This window comes from Nannocystis pusilla (genome assembly GCF_020073745.1).
GTDB classification, from domain to species: Bacteria; Myxococcota_A; Polyangia; order Nannocystales; family Nannocystaceae; genus Nannocystis; species Nannocystis radixulma.
Genome location: NZ_JAIRAU010000027.1, coordinates 606,893 through 624,443 on the forward strand (window position 1 = coordinate 606,893; position 17,551 = coordinate 624,443).

Here is a 17,551-nt window from a genome sequence, read left to right on the forward strand (position 1 = left end):
ACATTGCAGACAGATCTTGAACGCATGTATATCCCCATCCGGCGGCCGTACGAATGATGAGTCGGCTCGCCCGCGGAGGACGGTGGCAGTTGCGGTCGGAGATGTCAATGCGCGAAGGCGTCACGCCTCCGCCGGAGGTGCGTGGCGGCGCTCGTCGCAATCGGAGCCCTGATGAGCACCTCCGTTCATCGGCGCCGCACCTAAGGTCGGCCGCACCCGTGCGCCTCGGGGAGGGGCTGGTTGACTGGTCGCGTCACGAGCAGATGGCGCGAGTCATCGGTACGCGTCTGGCTGTGTCACTCAGGGAACACGGATGGCTCGATTGCGCGACAGGAAATTCGAAGTCTTCCGCTCCACGGAATAATCCCAGAACAATAGGTGAATGGCGGCGTCGCTGCGCGCCGTCGCTCTGCGGGCGAACCCCGCGCTCCGCAAGATCTACGAGTGCTGCGCAAGACGGTCAGGGCGGCGCGTCGATCGTCGCGGTGATCGTGAATGCGCCGAGATCGCCGCGCTCGTCGTCTCGCAGCATCAGCTGCGCGTCGCGGTGTCGATGGTGATGGCCGCGTCGCCGTCGCTCGCGGTCGTCATCGACTCGCCGCCGGACAGCGACGCCCCCGCGCCGGCGCACGGGTTACCGCCCGCGTACACCGCGTGGCTCTCGCACTGGACGTTGGCGCGGCACCTGCCGTCGTCCGTGGTGACGCTCACGGTGCAGCGCGAACCGGACGTCACGCCCGAGAGCCCTGACGCGCTCGTCACGGTCGCGGTCCACGAATTCATCCCCTCGATCTGCCCGAGCTCGTCGCACGCCATGCGCACGTCGTGGCCTTGTGACGGATCCTTGAAGCCTTCCGCCTGGGCGCACACGCCGTCGAGCAAAACACGATCGTCGGGATCGCGAACGGCACGTCGGTCTCGGTCGGCACGGTAGGCACCGGCGCAGGCTCGGCGGGCGCGACCTCGGCGGCTCGCGGAAGGCTTGGTGGGGGGTCGGCTTCGGGGGCCGGCGCGGCGCAGCCGGCGGAGAGGAGCGTTGCGAGCCGGAACGCGTGACGTCGGGGCATCGGCTCGGAGCGTACCCGACCATGCTGTGCGTGCGGCCGAATTCTCGTCGAGCCGTGCACGTGAATGGTGTGGGCGCGCCGCTGAATCGAGTCGACGAACCACTCCGTCATCGGCTGTCGTCCCGGCGGAGGGTGGGGGAGCGTGGTGATCGTCGATTCTTCACGAGTGTCTGTCAGACGCGTCGCTGGCCGTCCTACACTTCGGGGACGATGGAGCTCATGGGCCTCTGGATCGTCGGTGCGCTGCTCGCAGGGTGGCTCGTGCATCGCTTCGTGACCCGCCGAGCCGGCGACCGGCTGCGACGAGAGCAGCTGCGTCACGGCTGGGGCCGGCCCTTCGAGCGCGAGGGCGTCGATCCTGCTCGCCCGCTGCGCGAGTCCATGGACGCCGGCGAGCACGAGCGGCTCGACGACCAGACCTGGCGCGACCTGCTGCTCGACCAGGTCGTCTCGAAGCTCGATCGCACCATCACGGCCGCGGGCTCGCAGGCCCTGTATCGATGGATCCGCCGCCCGCTGCTCGATGTCGACGCCCTCCGTCGACGCAATGCAATGATCGAGGCGATGGGCCGGGACCCGGCGCTTCGCGCGGAGATCCAGGCGCTCCTGCTCGAATTCGGCGAGGGTCGAGGCAAGCACCTGCCGCGCGTCCTGTGGGGCAGCATCGAGGAGCCCGAGGTGCCGCTGCCCGTCTTGCGGCTGCTCCCCGTCGCGCTGGTGGGCTCCATCGCCGCGGGCATCCTCCTGCCTTCATTGCTCTTGCTCGGTGTGGGGGCGGCGATCTTCGCCGCCAACATCGTCATTCACAACCGGGCGTCGTACACCATCGCGCCGATGATGCTGGCCCTCGAAGACGTGGGTCGCCTCGTCATGGTCGCGCAGCGCCTGGTCCAGCTCCCTTCGGTCGCGCGCACGGAGTCACTGCGGCCCGCGCTGCACGAGATCGAGGCGATGCTCCCCGGGACCCGCTCGCTGGTGCGTCGCACCACGATGCTTCACTTCAACGATCCGTTCGATCTGTCCGAGTACCTCAAGACCGTGCTGCTGCTGGAGGTCATCCGCTTCTACGGCGCCGCCCGGTCGCTGCGCCGCTTGCAGCCGCCGTTGCGGCGCATCCTCGACGTGGTTGGCGACCTCGACGCGGCCCAGTCGGCCGCGAGCCTGCGGGAAGACCCGGCCACGTGCATTCCCCGGATCGATGCGTCCGACGGCGCGAGCGCGCCGCCCCGGATCCGCGCGGAGGACCTGCGCAATCCTCTGCTGGCCCGAGCCGTGGGCAACGACCTGCTGCTGCCGAGCACGTGCCTGCTCGTCTCCGGCTCGAACATGTCGGGCAAGACCACGTTCCTCCGCACCGTGGCCGTCAACGCGGTGCTCGCCCAGAGCGTCTGTGTCGTCTACGCGACCTCCTATCGCGGCGCGCCCGTCCGGGTCGCCTCGTGCATCGGCATCGCCGACGATCTCCTCACAGGCCGCAGCTACTACCGCGCCGAGCTCGACGCGATCCTCCGGATCGTGCGCGGCGCCGAGGCCGGTCCCTGCCTCGTCGTACTCGACGAGATCTTCCGCGGTACCAATCCGCTCGAGCGCACGGCCGCCGCGGTGGCGGTGTTGCAGCACTTCGCAAGCCGTCACCTCGTGCTCGCCGCGACCCACGATCTCGAGATCGGCGAGCAGATGGAGGGCGCCTTCACCGAGGCCCACTTCTGCGAGGTCGCCACGGAGGACGGCGAGCTCGACTTCGACTACCGCCTGCGCCCCGGCCGCATCGAGCGCCCCAACGCCATCGCCCTGCTGGCCCGCACCGGCTTCCCCGAGGATATCGTGCAGCGAGCGACGCAGCTGGTCGAAGCCCACGCCACCCGTGCCGGTGCACATGCGCAATCCGCCGGCTAGGAGCCTGCCTGAGAAAACGCGCGCCAGAAGGCGCGGGGCCGTGGAGATCTGGGTGACGGCGGGCACGGAGCGGCGGAGCGGGTCCCTCGCGACGGCGGGGCCCTCCCAGGCAACGTGCTCGGCGCCCGTGGGCTTCGATGGTGAGCTGTCGTTGAGAACAGGTTCATTCGTGCTTCGCGGACGATGGCGCCTGCGCGCGGTTGCCTGCGGTCCCTCCCGCCTGCGTCCCACTCCGCCGCTCCGTGCCCGCCTGCGGAGAGCGTCGCCGGCCCCGCTTGTCGTCGTGCGGGAGGCTCACCGAGCGGCGGCGAGTGCGGCGCGACCCACCGCGCGACCTCGGCCGCGAGCTGCGGCTCGACCTCTTTCATCCGCGCGTAGCTCATCGCCTTGTGCTTCGAGGCGTTCGCCTTGATCTTCGTCCCGTCGAGCGCGACGTGTCCGAGCTTCACCAGTCCGGCTTTCTGGCACAGCCGGAGAACCTGGCCGAAGAGACCGCCGAGCGCCGGGAGATGCCGCCGGCGGAAGTCATTAACCGTGCGATGATCCGGCCGCTGACACGCAGTTACGGCCATGAAGTCAACTCGCTGCTCACACGCCTGCGCGATCTTCCGCGACGAGAACACGCCCTGCGAATAGGCGTACAGGAGCAGCGCAGTCATCATCGCAGGGTGAAACGGAGGCTGCCCGCGCTCCTCCGTGTACGCGCCGAAGATCTCCGACAGGTCGAGCGACTCCCGCACCAGATCCCGCACGAAGTGGGCGACGTGGCCCTCCGGCACGAGCTCGTGCACGGACGGCGGCAGGAGCTGGAGTTGGTCGATCTCCCACGGGCGGAATGTCTTGCTCATGCCGTCCTTCATGAAATACCTTCGCGCGAAATCGAGCTGTGAACATCGTTGATTCGTCGCGAGGATTCTCATGTCCTTCGAGACATCCGGGCGCATGGCCTGGGCGAATGAACCCGCACGGCGACAAGCGGGGCCGGCGACGCTCTCCGCAGGCGGGCACGGAGCGGCGGAGTGGGACGCAGGCGGGAGGGGCCGCAGGCAACCGCGCGCAGGCGCCATCGTCCGCGAAGCACGAACGAACCTGTCCTCAACGACAGCTCATCATCGAAGCCCAAGGGCGCCGAGCACGTTGCCTGGGAGGGCCCCGCCGTCGCCTCGGTGTTGATCACAATTTTCGTCGTGGATCCAGGGCGCCTCGCGGAGGGTCACTCACAGTTGCAGCATGCAGGACGCAGCATGGGCTCAAGAAGAGTTCGGAGCGGCAGACCTCGGCGATAGGCGACGTAACGAGCGCTTGAAGCTGATCACGCAGCGCCTGGCAGAGAGGCCAGGCGGGAAGCTGACCCGAGTGTTCGAAGTCGGGTGTGAGCTGGAGGCTGCGTACAGGTTCGTCGAGAGCCCCGACATCTCGATCGACGAGCTGGAACGGGCGCGTGGTGAGGCGTGTGCCCGGCGACTGGCCGAGATGCCGATGGCGATCGTCCCCGTCGATCAGACCAGCATCAAGCTCGACGAGCAGAGAAAGTCCACCAGCTTCGGCTCGGTTGGGACCCGCACAAGCAGGGCTCGAGGTGTCCATCTGATGACGGGGCTCGCGCTGGACAGCGAGGGAGTCGTGCTCGGGGTACTGCATCAAGATCGCTGGCTCCGCAGCGAAATACCCACGCCACCGCGCCGACGAGGCCGCAGCGGCAGGCGCAAGGACAAGCGCCCGGCCGAGCAGCGGGAGTCGTTCGCGTGGGTGCGAGCGCTGGACGGGTGCCACGAGCAACTCCGGCAGCATGCGCCCAACGTGCTTGCCTGGTACCAGGCCGATCAAGGGGCGGACTTCTGGCGCGTGTTCGCCTGGGCCCACGAGCACGACGCGCTTCTGACCGCGCGGATCTGTCACGAGCGCGTGGTCGTCAACGGCGGGCAAGAGAACTACCTGCACGCCTGGATCGAGGCGCTACCGGTCGCCTATCGCTACCAGATCGAGATTCCGGATCGAGCGGAGCGGTCCGGCCGGACTGCAACGCTGAGCGTGCGCTTCGGGACCACGACCGTCCGCTACACGGCGGATGCGAAGCGCAAGGTATCCCTCTGCATGTCGATCGTCGCGGTGACGGAGCCCCGGCCGCCAAAGGATGTGTCACCCATCGAGTGGCTGCTGCTCACGACGTATCCCGTGCAGAGCTCGCGGGACGCCGAGTTGGTGATCCACAACTACACGATGCGCTGGCGCTGCGAGGAGTTCCATCGCACCTTGAAGACCGGCGCCTGCGACATCGAAGCGTCCGAGCTCGAGTCGTTCGAGGCCTTCTCGCGCCTGCTGATCATCGCCTCGTCGGTCGCGGCCCGCATCGAGCGCATCAAATTCCTATCGCGCACCCAACCCGATGCCCCCGCCACCGTGGCCTACAGCAGAGAGGAGATCGAGGTGCTCATACGGCTGCGTCAGCAGCACATGGTCCGCAAAAAACCCCCGTACCGTCCCTCCGAGATCCCACCGCTCCACGTCGTGACGGGATGGGTCGCGGAGCTCGGCGGCTACAGGCCGGGGCCCAAGCGCGGACCACCCGGAACGATCGTGCTCTGTCGTGGCCTCATCGTCCTCCAGACGGCTGTCCTCGGCGCACGCGCTGTCCGGCGCTCGAGCGCAAGATATGGCTAACGACGAGCGCCGTCGCGAGGGACCCGCTCCGCCGCTCCGTGCCCGCCGTCACCCAGATCTCCACGGCCCCGCGCCTTCGGCCACGCGATTTCCTGGACAGGCTCCTAGCGGCGAATCTGCCGGTGGCCGTCAGCGGAGCCCGGCGAAGGTGGCCGCGATCGCGGCCCGCGTGCGACTGGAAGTCACGTCGCGGACGAATCGATCGGCGGGCGGAGCCACTGTCAGCAAACCGATCACGCCGGCGTAGAGGAGGGCAGTCCCGAGCCACTGGCGCCGGCTGCCGAGCTTGAGCGCGGTGCCGAAGGGGCGCTTCATTCGTGCGCCGACGAGGTCGACGCTGAACAGCTCGTCGAGCACGAGGTGGATGAGAAAGCCGCCCGTGAGGAACACGCCCGCGAGCCAGGCGGGGGTCGGCGCGAGGTGGAACGAACGCCAGGCGAGGTGCACCGCGACGGCCCCGACCAGCGCGGCGAAGGGGAGCGAGTGTACGAGGCCGCGATGGACGCACAGCCAGGCGGTGAAGCCACGGAGGCCGACGCGGATCACCGCGAACGCCGCGAGGGCCGCGAGCGCCACCAGCCACGGCGCGGTGTGCTCGCGGAGCGCCAGAGCGACGGCTGCGGCCGCGGCCACGGCGAGGGTGCCGAAGATGATCCGGGTCGGCACGGAGTTGTCGGCGTCGATGTCGGGGAGCATTCCCCCGAGCACGCCGAGGCCGAAGCAGACGCCGCCGACCGCCGGCGTCACCAGGCCGCCTGCCATCGCCAGGCCCGCGGCGAGCGCCGAGGGTATCGCCGCACCGAGGACGTGGACGCGAAAGTTGGCCATGGACCGGGCCGCGAGCTTAGGCCGGGCCGGCTCCCGCGTTCAAAAAAATTGGCGCCGCTCCTGACGGCGCGGAGGTCGTGGCCGAGCGCGTGGGCGTCGCAGGGGCACACGCGCGCCGGTGAGGCGCGCCAGAGCGCGCCTTCGACTCTCCCTGCGCCGGCGAAACGCGATCGATCGTCTGGCTCGGAGGGAGCGTGACCTGGGCCCCCCGTCTCACCGCATCGATGACAGGTCGAGCGGTGGGCGGGGCCGGTCCGGCGATGCGTCAGCCGATGTGATCAGCTCGCGACAGCGTGCTCGAGCTCGCCGCGGGCCGCGACCTCGGCGTGGGCCTTGAGCCAGCGGCTGACCGAGGCCGCGTGCAAGTTCTCCTGCGCGAGCGCCCGGCGGCACTCGGCGGCCAGCTCGGAGTGACCGAGGGTCTCGGCGAGCGAGGCGAGCAGGTCCCAGCCGGCGACGTCGGCGAGCTCGGCGATCTGCTGCGCGTGCAGGGCGTGCGCGAGGCCGGTGCGAGGATCGGAGATCACCTGCAGCACGCCGAGGCTCTCGACGGCAATGATGTCGGCGGAGGGCGTCATCGCCGTCGGGTCGGCGCCGAGCGCCACGAGGGCCTGGACCATCACGTCGAAGTGGCGCGCCTCGTCGCTGCGGAACGCCACGAGCTCCTCCAGCGACGGGCCGCCCTCCCACGAACCCGTGGCCTCGAACTTGACGATCAGGCTGTCGTACAGGCGCACCCCCGTGCGCTCGAAGGCGAGCCGCTCGCCGAGCTTGTCGAGCAGCACGTTGGCCTTGGTGCCCTTGAGCAGCTCCTTGGCGGTCTTCGCCATGCCGCGGAGCGTCAGGGGCGGCGGCATGTGGCCGAACTCGCCGGCCTCGGTGGCGTACTGGAGGCGGACCATGGCCGCGTCCTGCCACGAACCGGCCGAGCTGGGCGGGGCGGATCGGGCTCCGTCCGCAGTGAGCGGCCCGTCCAGGGGAGACAGAGCGATGCCGGTGCGGTTGATGCCGGTGTCGGTGGGGCGATCGTTCTTGTTCATTGTGCAGCCTCCTCCCGGGCCAGCGATGCGAATGCAGCCTCGCGCACGCGAGGGTCGGTGAGCTCGGTCCCGGGGTTCCATTGATAGCCGGCGGCCACGACCTCCGAGGGCGAGCCCTTGGCGTTGAGCTGGGCGCGGTAGGCGATCGACGCCGGGCTGTCCTGGCTCAGCGGCACGATGTCGTACCCGCGCGCCCGCAGATCGACCTCCGCCGCCAGGGTCTCGCGCACGAACTCCCGGTGGCTGGTGAAGCTGAGCGGATCCGGGAACTCGGCCGGCAGCAGCTCCGCCGGGTCGCGGCCCTCGAGCGTCTGCATCAGCTCGCGGACGAGCCGCAGGTGCTCGAGCTCGTAGCTCAGGAAGCGCTCCCAGATCTGCTTGATCCGCGGGTTCGACTCCTGCGAATAACAGCTCCAGTACGCGTACACCTCGGTCGCCTCCTGCACGAGCCATTTCTCGAGCCAGGTCTCGCTCGGGTCGCTCAGCGCCTCGTACTGCGTGACGTGCTGCTCCTCGATGGAGGCGATCTCGGCGTAGAGCTGGCGCGCGATCGGGTCGGCGAAGGTCGGGCCGACGGTCAGGTAGTAGTCGCGCGTCTGCCACTCCGAGCCGGTGATCAGCGCCGCGTGGATCTTCGTCAGCGGCGCGGCCCTGGTCTTCTCGTAGTGCTGGCGCAGGTCGTCCTCGGGCGCGCGGTGCTCGACGGAGGTCGGACGCCCGGGCATGACGTCGGTGTAGCTCTGCAGGATGTTGTTGGCGTCCTTGCCGCACAGGCGGTCCATCAGCGCCGCGTAGCGGTACAGGTGGTCGAAGTCTTCGAGCAGCCCGAAGCGGTACACCCGCGCCATGTACGGATCGGGCTCGACGGCGGCGACGTGCGCCGTGACCTCGATCGCCACCTGCTCGAAGCCGATCGTCGTCTCGAGCGTCGACTGGTCGCCCGGCATCAGCCAGTTGATCATCGTCGCCTGGTGGTGCTCGACCCGCCGGATCCGGGCGAGCGGCAGGCGCAGCTCCGGATTGAAGCGCGCCGCGAAGTGCTTGAAGCGGCACGCCTCCTGCTCCACGCCGTGCATCAAGATCTGACGCACCCGCGTGAACGCGTCGTCGTCGAGCTTGCTGTACGGCTCGCCGACGATGTCCTTCCACGTGAACATTTGCCGCTCGAGCGGCGTGCCGCGCTCCTTGAAGATGTCGAGGCTCACTTCCAACTCCTGGACGGGTAGATTGTTGCGGCTCTCTGGCCCTGTTCAGGACCAGAGCAAGCGCAAATCCAAATTCGGTCGCGCAGGTGCCCGGGAGCGGCTCGCCCACGATCAACGGCGCAGCGGCGCGGCGAACGCCCCGCAATCTCCCTCCTTCCGTGTCCTCGCGGACGCGCTGCACCGACGCGGGCCAATTCGTGATCTCGGGGCCCGACAAGGACAGACGGCGCCGGCGCCCTGGGAATTGCCCTGGCGTCGAAGGTTCATGTCTCATGGGGCATGTAGGGATCGACGCCGCGGAACAGCGCGAGCGTCTTCGGCGGCAGGTCGGCCCGGGCACCGCCGGCGACCAGGCCCTGCGCCTCGTCGTCGGCGGTGTCGAGGAGGCGCTCCCAGGCGCGGTGGAGCGGTGGCAGCACGAATTCGACGGGCTCTCGGCCGCCGTTGAGGAGCAGGAGGAGGTCGTCGTCGCGGATCGGCTCGCCCTCGTCGTCGACGTCGTCGACGCCGTGGCCGGCGAGGAACATGCCGAGGCTCTGGGTGGTGGGATCCTGCCAGTCGTCGTCGGACAGCTGCTCGCCGTCGGGGCGGAGCCACATGATGTCCCGGACGTCGCCGCCGCGGATCTTGCGGCCCTTGAAGAACTTGGAGCGCTGCAGCGCGGGGTGGTCGCGGTAGATCCGGATCGTCCGCCGCACGAACCGCAGCAGCGCCCGCCGCTCGTCGTCGAGCTCCCAGTCGTACCAGCTGATGGCGTTGTCCTGGCAGTAGGCGTTGTTGTTGCCGCCCTGGGTGCGCCCGATCTCGTCGCCGCCGGCGATCATCGGCGTGCCCTGCGACAAGAGCAGCGTCGCCAGGAAATTCCGCTGCTGTCGCCGCCGCAGCGCGAGCACCTCGAGGTCGTCGGTCGGGCCCTCGGCGCCGCAATTCCACGACAGGTTGTTGTCGCAGCCGTCGCGGTCGTCCTCGCCGTTGGCCTCGTTGTGCTTGCGATCGTACGCGACCAGGTCGGCGAGGGTGAAGCCGTCGTGCGCGGTGACGAAGTTGACGCTCATGTACGGCCGGCGCCCGTCGTTCTGGTAGAGGTCGCTGCTGCCCGACAGACGGTAGCCGAGGTCGCCCGCGACGCCGCCGTCGCCGCGCCAGAACGACCGCATGGTGTCGCGGTACTTGCCGTTCCACTCGGCCCAGCGCACGGGAAAGTTGCCGACCTGGTACCCGCCCTCGCCGAGGTCCCACGGCTCGGCGATCAGCTTGACCTGACTTATCACCGGGTCCTGATGGATGATCGTGAAGAACGACGACAGCTGGTCGACCTCGTACAGCCCGCGCGCGAGCGTGGCCGCGAGGTCGAAGCGGAACCCGTCGACGTGCATCTCGAGGATCCAGTAGCGCAGCGAGTCCATGATGAGCTGCAGCGTCTGCGGGTGGCGCACGTTGAGGCTGTTGCCCGTGCCGGTGTAGTCGAAGTAGTAGCGCGGGTCGCCCGGCACGAGCCGGTAGTAGGTCGGGTTGTCGATGCCGCGGAAGCTGAACGTCGGCCCGAGGTGGTTGCCCTCGGCGGTGTGGTTGTAGACGACGTCGAGGATCACCTCGATGCCGGCCCGGTGCAGCGCGCGGACCATCTCCTTGAACTGCTGCACCTCGGCGGCGACGCGCTCGCCGCTGCGGTAGCGCACGTCCGGCGCGAAGAAGCCGATCGTGTTGTACCCCCAGTAGTTGCGCAGGCCGCGGTCGAGCAGGAACTTGTCGTCGACGAATTGATGCACCGGGAGCAGCTCGACCGCAGTGACGCCGAGCTCGGTCAGGTGGCGCACGATCGGCGGGCTGGCCACGCCGAGGTAGGTGCCGCGCAGCTCGAGCGGGACGTCCGGGTGCCGCATCGTCAGGCCCTTGACGTGCGTCTCGTAGAGGATCGTCTTGTGCAGCGGGATCCGGGGGGCGCGATCGTCCTGCCAGTCGAAGCGCGGATCGATGACGACGCCGAGCGGGACGCCCCAGCTCTCGCGCGGGTTGGCGATCAGGTCGCGGTCCGGGCTGTCGCTGGCGATGTCGTGGGAGAAGGCGCCGTCCTCCCAGCGCGTCACGCCGCTGAACGCCCGGGCGTACGGATCGGTCAAGAGGTTGCGCGGGTTGAACCGCAGGCCCTCCTCGGGCGCCCAGGGGCCGTCGACGTGGTAGCCGTAGCGCTGGCCGGGGCCGACGCCCTCGACGAAGGCGTGCCACACGAAGGCGGTCCGCTCGCGCAGCGGCACCCGCTGCTCGCCGCCGTCGGCGTCGATGAGCACGAGCTCGACCCGCGAGGCGTGCTCGCTGTAGAGGGCGAAGTTGGTCCCGATCCGACCGTCCCAGGTCGCTCCGAGGGGATATGCATTGCCAGGCTTGATGCGCACGGCGAACCTCGATGTCGGCGTCACCCGGCCGCGCGGCGTCGGTCCTCGACGCGTGCGCCGTACTCACGCGCATGGTCGCCGTCGGTGCTCCGCGTCGTCATGACGGTCCGTCTCCGTGTCCCTCGCGCGCCGCTGCCGGTGCGACGAGGAGAGGCGTGGTCGGAAAACCGAGGCGAGCAAACGACGTCGGACAGGCAGAGAATTGCCGACGTATCCGCGCAACGAGCCCGGCGCCGGCGGCGACCGAGCTGATCGGCGTGAGACGCGCGAACCGCCGGCCCGGGTCTCCCGCTCGCCACGACCCTCGCGGGTGGCTCCTCGGCCACCCGTTCGTCGTTCGTGCCGTGATGCTCAGTGCGAACGGCGACGAACCACGGCGCGAGCGCCGGTCACCGTCGGGCGCCACCGTCTTGCATGGCGAACGCGATCCCCGTCTGCAGGGTCCCGCGCGTGACGAGCTCGTCGAGGTTGGAGCCGAGCGCGACCAGGCCCTGCGCGATGCCCGGCCGGATCCCCGTCAGCACCACCTGCGCGCCGAGCAGCTTCACCGCCTGCGCGGCCTGGATGAGCCCCTGGGTGCCCTCGGCGTCGATCTCGGGGACGCCCGTGATGTCGAGGATGGCGGTGGTGACTCGCAGCCGCGTCACCTCGTCGAGGAGCACGCCCAGCGCCTGCTGCATGCGCACCCGGTCGAGCCGGCCGATGAACGGCATGACGATGACGTCGTCGCTGATCGGGATCACCGGCGCGGACAACCTCGCCAGCATCTCTCGCTGCGCCTGGATCGTCTCCTCCTTGCTCAGGCGCAGCGCCTCCTCCGCCCGCTTGCGGTCGGTGATGTCGACGAGCGACACGAAGCACCGCTCCCACGTCTGCTCGGAGTCCGCGCTGACGACGACGCGGAACATGATGTTCCTGTCTTCGCCGCCGAGCGTGCAGATCGTCGTCTCTTCCTCGTACGACATCGCCCCGTTGCCGAGGGCGACGACCTCGCGACGGAACGTGTCGAGCGTGCTCTCGTTGAACACGACGGACAGCGCCCCGAGCAGCTGATCCTTGTTCAGGGCCTGGCAGAGCTCGAGCGTGGCCCGGTTGACGTCGAGGATCCGCACCAACCCCACGCAGGCGATGACGTCGTCGGCGTGGTGTCGGAGGTGCGCGTCGAGATCGACGCCGGTGGCGAGGATCCGGTCGACGTGCTGCTTGACCGCGGACCAGTCTTCCTCCCAGAGCGAGATCGGGGAGCTCTCGAAGATGTTGCGGTAACGAGCCTCGCTGCGCTCGAGCTCCGTCACGCGCTGACGCAGCTGGGTGAGCTCATGGTCCGAATTCATCGATGTCTCCTGCAGCCCGACGAGCAGGCGCTGGCGGCGAGGATGCCACGACGGCGCGCCCCAGGGCGAGCGACGCGATCGGCGGCTTCGTCGCCGCTCGCTTGTCCGCGATCGACGCGCTGCGCGCGGCCCGCCATCACACAATGGCGCGCTCGCGCTGCGTCCTGGCGCGTGCGCGTCCGCCCCGGGCCGCGCATCGGCGCTGTCGTGCGGCCGTCCGCCTGCGCCGGCCGGCGCGTCCGGCTCGCATGTATCATGTCTCTCGGGACATGTCTCGGAGAGCTGTGTGCGTCTCAATCCGGGAAGGGAGAGCCGACGATCGCGTCGACGGCCTCGGGGCTCTCGAAGCCGGACGAGAGGTCGTCCAGGGCGCGCATCAGCTCGGCGTGCTCCTTGTGGAGGAACAGCCGGGGCACCCCGCTGTCGAGCTGCGAGAAGAACCAGTTGGCGCGCTGCCGTGAATGTCATGACGGTGCCCCGGCGCGTGCGCGAGGTGGAGCGGCCGGGCGTTGGCGTCGACGAGGTTGCACCGGGCGAGTCCCGATGGCTCGCACCACACTCGCGTCCGCGCGCGATGTTCACGGTTCGGAGACTTGCACCGGCTCGACGGGACCCTCTATGGTTCCCTTCATGAAGCCCGAATCTCGGCTCCTCGCGCGTGCCGTGGTCTCGCGCGACAAGCTCGCACGCGCGGCGGGAGGGACGCTGGCGCAGGAGATACGCGCAGCGTTCGGCGCGGAGCCTCCGGCGATCACGCTGGTGTACGCGACGGTCGACCACGATCAGGAGGCGTTGCTCGGGGCCGTGCGCGAGGGGCTGGGTTCGACGCCGATCGTCGGCTGCTCGACCTCCGGCTTGACGGGGCGCGGGTCGTTTCACGAGGGCAACTACGCGGCCGGGATCGTCGGTCTCGGCGGCCCCGCGCTGCGGGCGGCGGCGGCGATGGCCGAAGATTTCGCGCGGGACACGATCGCCAGGGGGCACGCGGTGGGGCGAGAGCTCCGCGACGGGCTGCGGGGGGCGACGCCGCGGGTCGTGATCGTGCACGGCGATCCGCTGTGCGGGGCCGACTTCGAGTCGTTCACGCGCGCGGTGCAGGCGGAGCTCGGCTGCCCTGCCGTCGGCGGCGGCGCCGGTCAGCCGTGGGGTGTCTTCGCCCAGACGTACCAGTACATGGGGGACCGCGTGCGCAGCGGCGCCGCGGTGGCTGTCGCGCTCGGCGGCGAGTTCACCGCGGAGATCGCGACCTCGACGGGGACGCAGCCGACCACCTCGACGGCCACGGTCACGCGCACCGACGGCAACGTCCTGCTCGAGCTCGATGGTCGCCCCGCGCTCGCGGTCTACAGCGAGTTCCAGGGGCGTGAGACGCTGCGCGAGCTCGACAACGAGGCGACCGCCAAGGTCGCGCTCGGGGTCGAGTTCGCGGCGCCGCCCGCCGAGTCGGACGCGCTGACGCCGTACGTCGTGCGCTCGCCGTTCGCCCTCGACACGCAGCGCGGCGGGCTCGTCATGGCGGCGCCGGTCCCCGAGGGCACCCGCATCGTCTTTCACCTCCGTTCGATCCGCGCGGCCGTCGACGGCGCCGAACAGGCCGCCCGCGCGCTGGCGAGGCGCCTGCAGGGCCGGGTGATCCGGCTGGTGATGGGCTTCGAGTGCAGCGCGCGGACGGTGCCGCTGCTCGGCAAGCAAGAGGCCGCGCGCGAGCAGGCGCTGGTCCAACAGGCGCTGGCTCCCGACGCCGAGTGGCTCGGCATGCTGGCGTGGGGCGAGGTGGCGCCGTTCGGGCCGCACGCCACGTACTACAACTTCACGTACCCGATGCTCGCGCTGGCGGAGTGAGCCCGATGTCCGACGAGGATCTCCTGCGCAAGCAATCGCAGCTGCTCGCCCAGCGGGAGGCCGAGCTCAACGCGTTGCGGCGCCAGCACGAGCGCGCGCTGTCGTGGTGGAGCACGTTTCACGCGCTGGAGAGCGACCTCGACGCGCAGGCCAACCTGCAATCGACCTGCGATCGGTGGTGCGGGCTCCTCCTCGACGAGCTCGATTTTCAGGCCGCGGCGGTGCTGCGGATCGGCGACGACGGGGTGGAGGCGCTGTCCTGGCCGTCGCACCTCGGAGAGCCGCCGGCCGCGATCGCGGGCCCCGGGCTGGTCGCCGAGCTGCGGGCGCGTCGGGGCGGGCTGCTCAACGCGCCCGAGGGGCCGCTCGCCGCCCTCGCCGGCGCGCTGCGGCTCGAGCGGTTCCTGTGGTGCACGATCGGCCCGCGCCCGGACCTCGAGCTGCTCGCGCTCGCCGGCTTCGACGCCCGCGCCGCGCGCTTCCGCGTGCGCTTCGTCGAGGCGGACGTCGAGCAATTTCGGTGGGTCGCCCGCCACCTCGAGACGGTGCTGCGCAACGTGTTGCTGATGCAGACGCTGGCGCAGCACGAGCGCGTGCAGCAGATGCACGAGACGCTGGCGCGCCAGCGTGAGGAGCTCGAGCAGCGCTTGACGACCATCACCGCCCAGGCCGAGACGATCCGCCGGCTCTCGACCCCGGTGCTCGAGCTCTGGGACGGCGTCCTCGTGCTCCCGATCATCGGCGAGCTCGATCCGCAGCGCGCCGAGAGCATGATGGAGGGTTTGCTGACGCGCCTGGTCGCCACGCGCGCGCGGAGCGTCATCCTCGACGTCACCGGCGTCGACGTGATCGACGCCGCGGCCGCCGATCACGTCCTCCGGGTGACGCGGGCCGCCTCGCTGCTGGGCGCCCGCTGCGTGCTCACGGGCGTGCGTCCCGCGGTCGCCGACACGCTGGTCGGGCTCGGCGGCGGGTTCGGCGACCTGCGAGCATTTCGTGACCTGCGCGCCGGGCTCCGGCATTGCTTGCAGGAGCAGGTTACACGCGCGAGCCGCTGAGCGAGGGCCGCGGGCTATCGACGGCGGGGCGACGGGATTGTGAGCACTCGAAAGTGCTCACAATCCGGCATGAACGTTCACGCCTACTGCTGGAAGCAATACAGCGGCTTCTTCCAGTCGCACGATTGGGCGCACACGAATTGCGTCCACAGGCCGTCGGCCTTGGTCCACTGGCCGCCGCCGGTGAGGCCGGGGGCGTTGCTGGACCAATTTTGGCACGAGAAGAAGTCGCCGAACATGGCGCCGTCGGAGAGGGTATTGGTGAAGGTGAGCTGGGCGACGCCGCCGCAGACGTTGGCGTCGCCGCCGGGCGGCGTCTTGAGCTCGGAGAGGTTGATCGGGGCCTTGATCGTGCCCTTGGTGAGGTCGGTCCAGTTGTTGGCGACGACGACGCCGTCGCGGCGGACGTAGGGGATCGTGGACTTGGTGAAGCGCGTGGAGGGGCTGCCGGTGGCGTCGCTGAGCCAGGCGCGGTAGGTGCCGGGCAGGCCGGCGGCGACGGCGGCGGCCTGGCACCTGGCGTCGGCGCCGAGGAGGCCGCCGAGGTTGCCGTCGAAGGCCTGGCTGGTGGTGAACACCACCTTGTGGGCCTTGCACTGCGAGCTGCAGCCGTCGCCCTCGGCGAGGTTGCCGTCCTCGCAGCTCTCGCCGGCGGCGCTGTTGATGACGCCGTCGCCGCAGGCGGCGAAGGTGCAGTCGTTGTCGCAGGTGGCCGTCTGGCCGCCGTCGTCGCAGATCTCGCCGGCGCTCTCGTTGAGGCTCGCGTCGCCGCACACGACGGCGGTGCAGTCGTCGTCGCAGGTCGGGCTCTCGGTGCCGTCGTCGCAGGTCTCGCCGGCGGCGGCGTTGACGGTGTGGTCGCCGCAGAAGGCGAGGGTGCAGTCGCTGTCGCACGTCATGCTGTCGCCGCCGGCGTCGCAAGCCTCGCCGTTGGCGGGGTTGTGGTGGGCGTCGCCGCACTCGGGGACGGTGCAGTCGCTGTCGCACGTGGCGGTGTTGCCGGCCTCGTCGCACGCCTCGGTGTCGGCGAACACGAAGCCGTCGCCGCACACCGGCAGCTTGCACAGGGTGGTGCAGGCGTCGGTGGCGATGTCGTTGCCGTCGTCGCACTCCTCGTTCATCTGCAGGATGCCGTCGCCGCAGGTGGCGAGCGCGCAGGCGTTGGTGCAGGCGTCGTCGTCGATGTCGTTGCCGTCGTCGCACGCCTCGAGCAGCTCGTGGACGATGCCGTCGCCGCACACCGCCTCGATGCAGTCGACCAGGCAGTCGTCGGTGTCGATGTCGTTGCCGTCGTCGCAGGGCTCGACGCCGACGTGGACGATGCCGTCGCCGCACACCGCGGCGGTGCAGCTGTTGGTGCAGTCGTCGCCGTCCTCCTGGTTGCCGTCGTCGCACTCCTCGGTCACCTGCACGATCTGGTCGCCACACTGCGGCTCGCGACAGCCGTTCGAACAGCCGTCGTCCTCGATGTCGTTGCCGTCGTCGCACTCCTCGCCGAGGAGCTCGTGGACGACGCCGTCGCCGCAGAAGTTGATGACGCAGCCGCTCGAGCAGGCGTTGAGGTCGACGAGGTCGCCGTCGTCGCACTCCTCGCCGGGATCGACCTGACCGTCGCCGCAGAACGGCGCGGGGCCGGTGGTGCTGTCGGTGTCGGTGCCGGTGCCGGTGGTGTCCGCGGTGGTGCCGGTCGTGGTCGTGGCAGAGGTGTCGGTGGCCGTGCCGTCGGTGATCGTGACGGCGGTGTCGGTGGCCGGGCCGGTGGTCGGATCGACGGTCGTGCCGGTCTCGGTGCCGCCCATCGTGGTGAGGGTCGTGGTCGGCGCGGTGGAGGTGGTGGTGGGAGCGGGCGCGGTGGTGCCACCGTCCGTGGTGGTGCCGGGGGTGCTCGAGGTGTCCGGGTCGCTGTCCGTGCCGAGCGCGGTGTCGGTGCGACCGCAGGCGACGAGCGAGACGACGAGCGACACAGCCAGCGAGCGACAACCAAAGCCGTAAGCGAACATGACGTCGAGGGTACGAGAGTCGAGCGAAGCCCGGCAACTCGCGCCGCCGTCACGATGCCGGGTGCGAAGGGCGCCCACCCTCGCACGGGCAAGTGTTCGCACCGTGGCGCTCGAGCACGCGAGGCAATGCGCTCCGGTGTTACACGGGTGTCATGTCGGTCCGGGCGGAGTCGCCGTGCGGCCTGGAGCGACGGCGAAGCTTGCCGTCGCGCCGCCGGCCAACAGCG

12 protein-coding genes and 1 pseudogene are annotated in these 17,551 nt (G+C 70.0%); 4 read left to right on the forward strand and 9 right to left on the reverse strand.

Annotated features, from left to right (window positions below; all coding sequences use genetic code 11):
- Positions 1 to 531 precede the first annotated feature (531 nt).
- Entirely contained in the window at positions 532 to 882 is a 351-nt protein-coding gene (locus K7C98_RS21295; protein WP_224193548.1) for a hypothetical protein, read from the reverse strand.
- A 404-nt stretch (positions 883 to 1,286) separates the two neighbouring features.
- Between K7C98_RS21295 and K7C98_RS21300 the strand changes: the two genes are divergently transcribed.
- Positions 1,287 to 2,963: a MutS-related protein gene (locus tag K7C98_RS21300; protein ID WP_224193549.1), complete on the forward strand. Its 1,677-nt coding sequence runs from the start codon at positions 1,287 to 1,289 to the stop codon at positions 2,961 to 2,963.
- 320 nt (positions 2,964 to 3,283) lie between these two features.
- On the opposite strand, the pseudogene K7C98_RS21305 reads toward K7C98_RS21300, so the two are convergent.
- Positions 3,284 to 3,811 (reverse strand): annotated as a pseudogene (locus K7C98_RS21305) (transposase); the annotation flags it as partial.
- Positions 3,812 to 4,193: 382 nt separating this feature from the next.
- On the opposite strand from K7C98_RS21305, the gene K7C98_RS21310 reads away from it, so the two are divergent.
- On the forward strand, positions 4,194 to 5,624 hold the full coding sequence (locus K7C98_RS21310; RefSeq protein ID WP_224193550.1) for an IS4 family transposase: 1,431 nt from the start codon (positions 4,194 to 4,196) through the stop codon (positions 5,622 to 5,624).
- A 129-nt stretch (positions 5,625 to 5,753) separates the two neighbouring features.
- On the opposite strand, the gene K7C98_RS21315 is transcribed toward K7C98_RS21310, so the two are convergent.
- From K7C98_RS21315 to K7C98_RS43810, 6 genes are all read right to left on the reverse strand, one after another.
- Complete coding sequence (locus K7C98_RS21315) at positions 5,754 to 6,452, reverse strand: metal-dependent hydrolase (RefSeq protein ID WP_224193551.1); 699 nt, start codon at positions 6,450 to 6,452, stop codon at positions 5,754 to 5,756.
- 278 nt (positions 6,453 to 6,730) lie between these two features.
- Entirely contained in the window at positions 6,731 to 7,354 is a 624-nt protein-coding gene (locus tag K7C98_RS21320; RefSeq protein ID WP_224193552.1) for a ferritin-like domain-containing protein, read from the reverse strand.
- 134 nt (positions 7,355 to 7,488) lie between these two features.
- Positions 7,489 to 8,697 carry a hypothetical protein gene (locus K7C98_RS21325; protein WP_224193607.1) on the reverse strand — a complete coding sequence of 403 codons (1,209 nt, stop codon included), beginning with the start codon at positions 8,695 to 8,697 and terminating at the stop codon, positions 7,489 to 7,491.
- 263 nt (positions 8,698 to 8,960) lie between these two features.
- A complete protein-coding gene (gene glgX / locus K7C98_RS21330) occupies positions 8,961 to 11,090 on the reverse strand; it encodes a glycogen debranching protein GlgX (RefSeq protein WP_224193553.1) in 2,130 nt (709 codons plus the stop codon).
- Between the two features lie 389 nt (positions 11,091 to 11,479).
- Positions 11,480 to 12,424, reverse strand: a complete 945-nt coding sequence (locus K7C98_RS21335; protein ID WP_224193554.1) for an STAS domain-containing protein — start codon at positions 12,422 to 12,424, stop codon at positions 11,480 to 11,482.
- A 293-nt stretch (positions 12,425 to 12,717) separates the two neighbouring features.
- Positions 12,718 to 12,840: a hypothetical protein gene (locus tag K7C98_RS43810; RefSeq protein ID WP_263429633.1), complete on the reverse strand. Its 123-nt coding sequence runs from the start codon at positions 12,838 to 12,840 to the stop codon at positions 12,718 to 12,720.
- 214 nt (positions 12,841 to 13,054) lie between these two features.
- Here K7C98_RS43810 and K7C98_RS21340 point away from each other — a divergent pair, with 214 nt between their 5' ends.
- On the forward strand, positions 13,055 to 14,266 hold the full coding sequence (locus K7C98_RS21340) for an FIST signal transduction protein (protein ID WP_224193555.1): 1,212 nt from the start codon (positions 13,055 to 13,057) through the stop codon (positions 14,264 to 14,266).
- Positions 14,267 to 14,271: 5 nt separating this feature from the next.
- On the forward strand, positions 14,272 to 15,324 hold the full coding sequence (locus K7C98_RS21345; protein WP_224193556.1) for an STAS domain-containing protein: 1,053 nt from the start codon (positions 14,272 to 14,274) through the stop codon (positions 15,322 to 15,324).
- Positions 15,325 to 15,407: 83 nt separating this feature from the next.
- Here K7C98_RS21345 and K7C98_RS21350 read toward each other — a convergent pair whose 3' ends face one another.
- Positions 15,408 to 17,324: a DUF4215 domain-containing protein gene (locus tag K7C98_RS21350; protein ID WP_224193557.1), complete on the reverse strand. Its 1,917-nt coding sequence runs from the start codon at positions 17,322 to 17,324 to the stop codon at positions 15,408 to 15,410.
- Between the last annotated feature and the right edge of the window lie 227 nt (positions 17,325 to 17,551).

Excerpts from the sequence above, each read along its gene's own strand:
- K7C98_RS21300 (WP_224193549.1), top strand. The coding sequence starts at position 1,287 with ATGGGCCTCTGGATCGTCGGTGCGCTGCTCGCAGGGTGGCTCGTGCAT.
- K7C98_RS21310 (WP_224193550.1), top strand. The coding sequence starts at position 4,194 with ATGCAGGACGCAGCATGGGCTCAAGAAGAGTTCGGAGCGGCAGACCTC.
- K7C98_RS21315 (WP_224193551.1), bottom strand. The coding sequence starts at position 6,452 with ATGGCCAACTTTCGCGTCCACGTCCTCGGTGCGGCGATACCCTCGGCG.
- K7C98_RS21320 (WP_224193552.1), bottom strand. The coding sequence starts at position 7,354 with ATGGTCCGCCTCCAGTACGCCACCGAGGCCGGCGAGTTCGGCCACATG.
- K7C98_RS21335 (WP_224193554.1), bottom strand. The coding sequence starts at position 12,424 with ATGAATTCGGACCATGAGCTCACCCAGCTGCGTCAGCGCGTGACGGAG.
- K7C98_RS21340 (WP_224193555.1), top strand. The coding sequence starts at position 13,055 with ATGAAGCCCGAATCTCGGCTCCTCGCGCGTGCCGTGGTCTCGCGCGAC.
- K7C98_RS21345 (WP_224193556.1), top strand. The coding sequence starts at position 14,272 with ATGTCCGACGAGGATCTCCTGCGCAAGCAATCGCAGCTGCTCGCCCAG.
- K7C98_RS21350 (WP_224193557.1), bottom strand. The coding sequence starts at position 17,324 with ATGTTCGCTTACGGCTTTGGTTGTCGCTCGCTGGCTGTGTCGCTCGTC.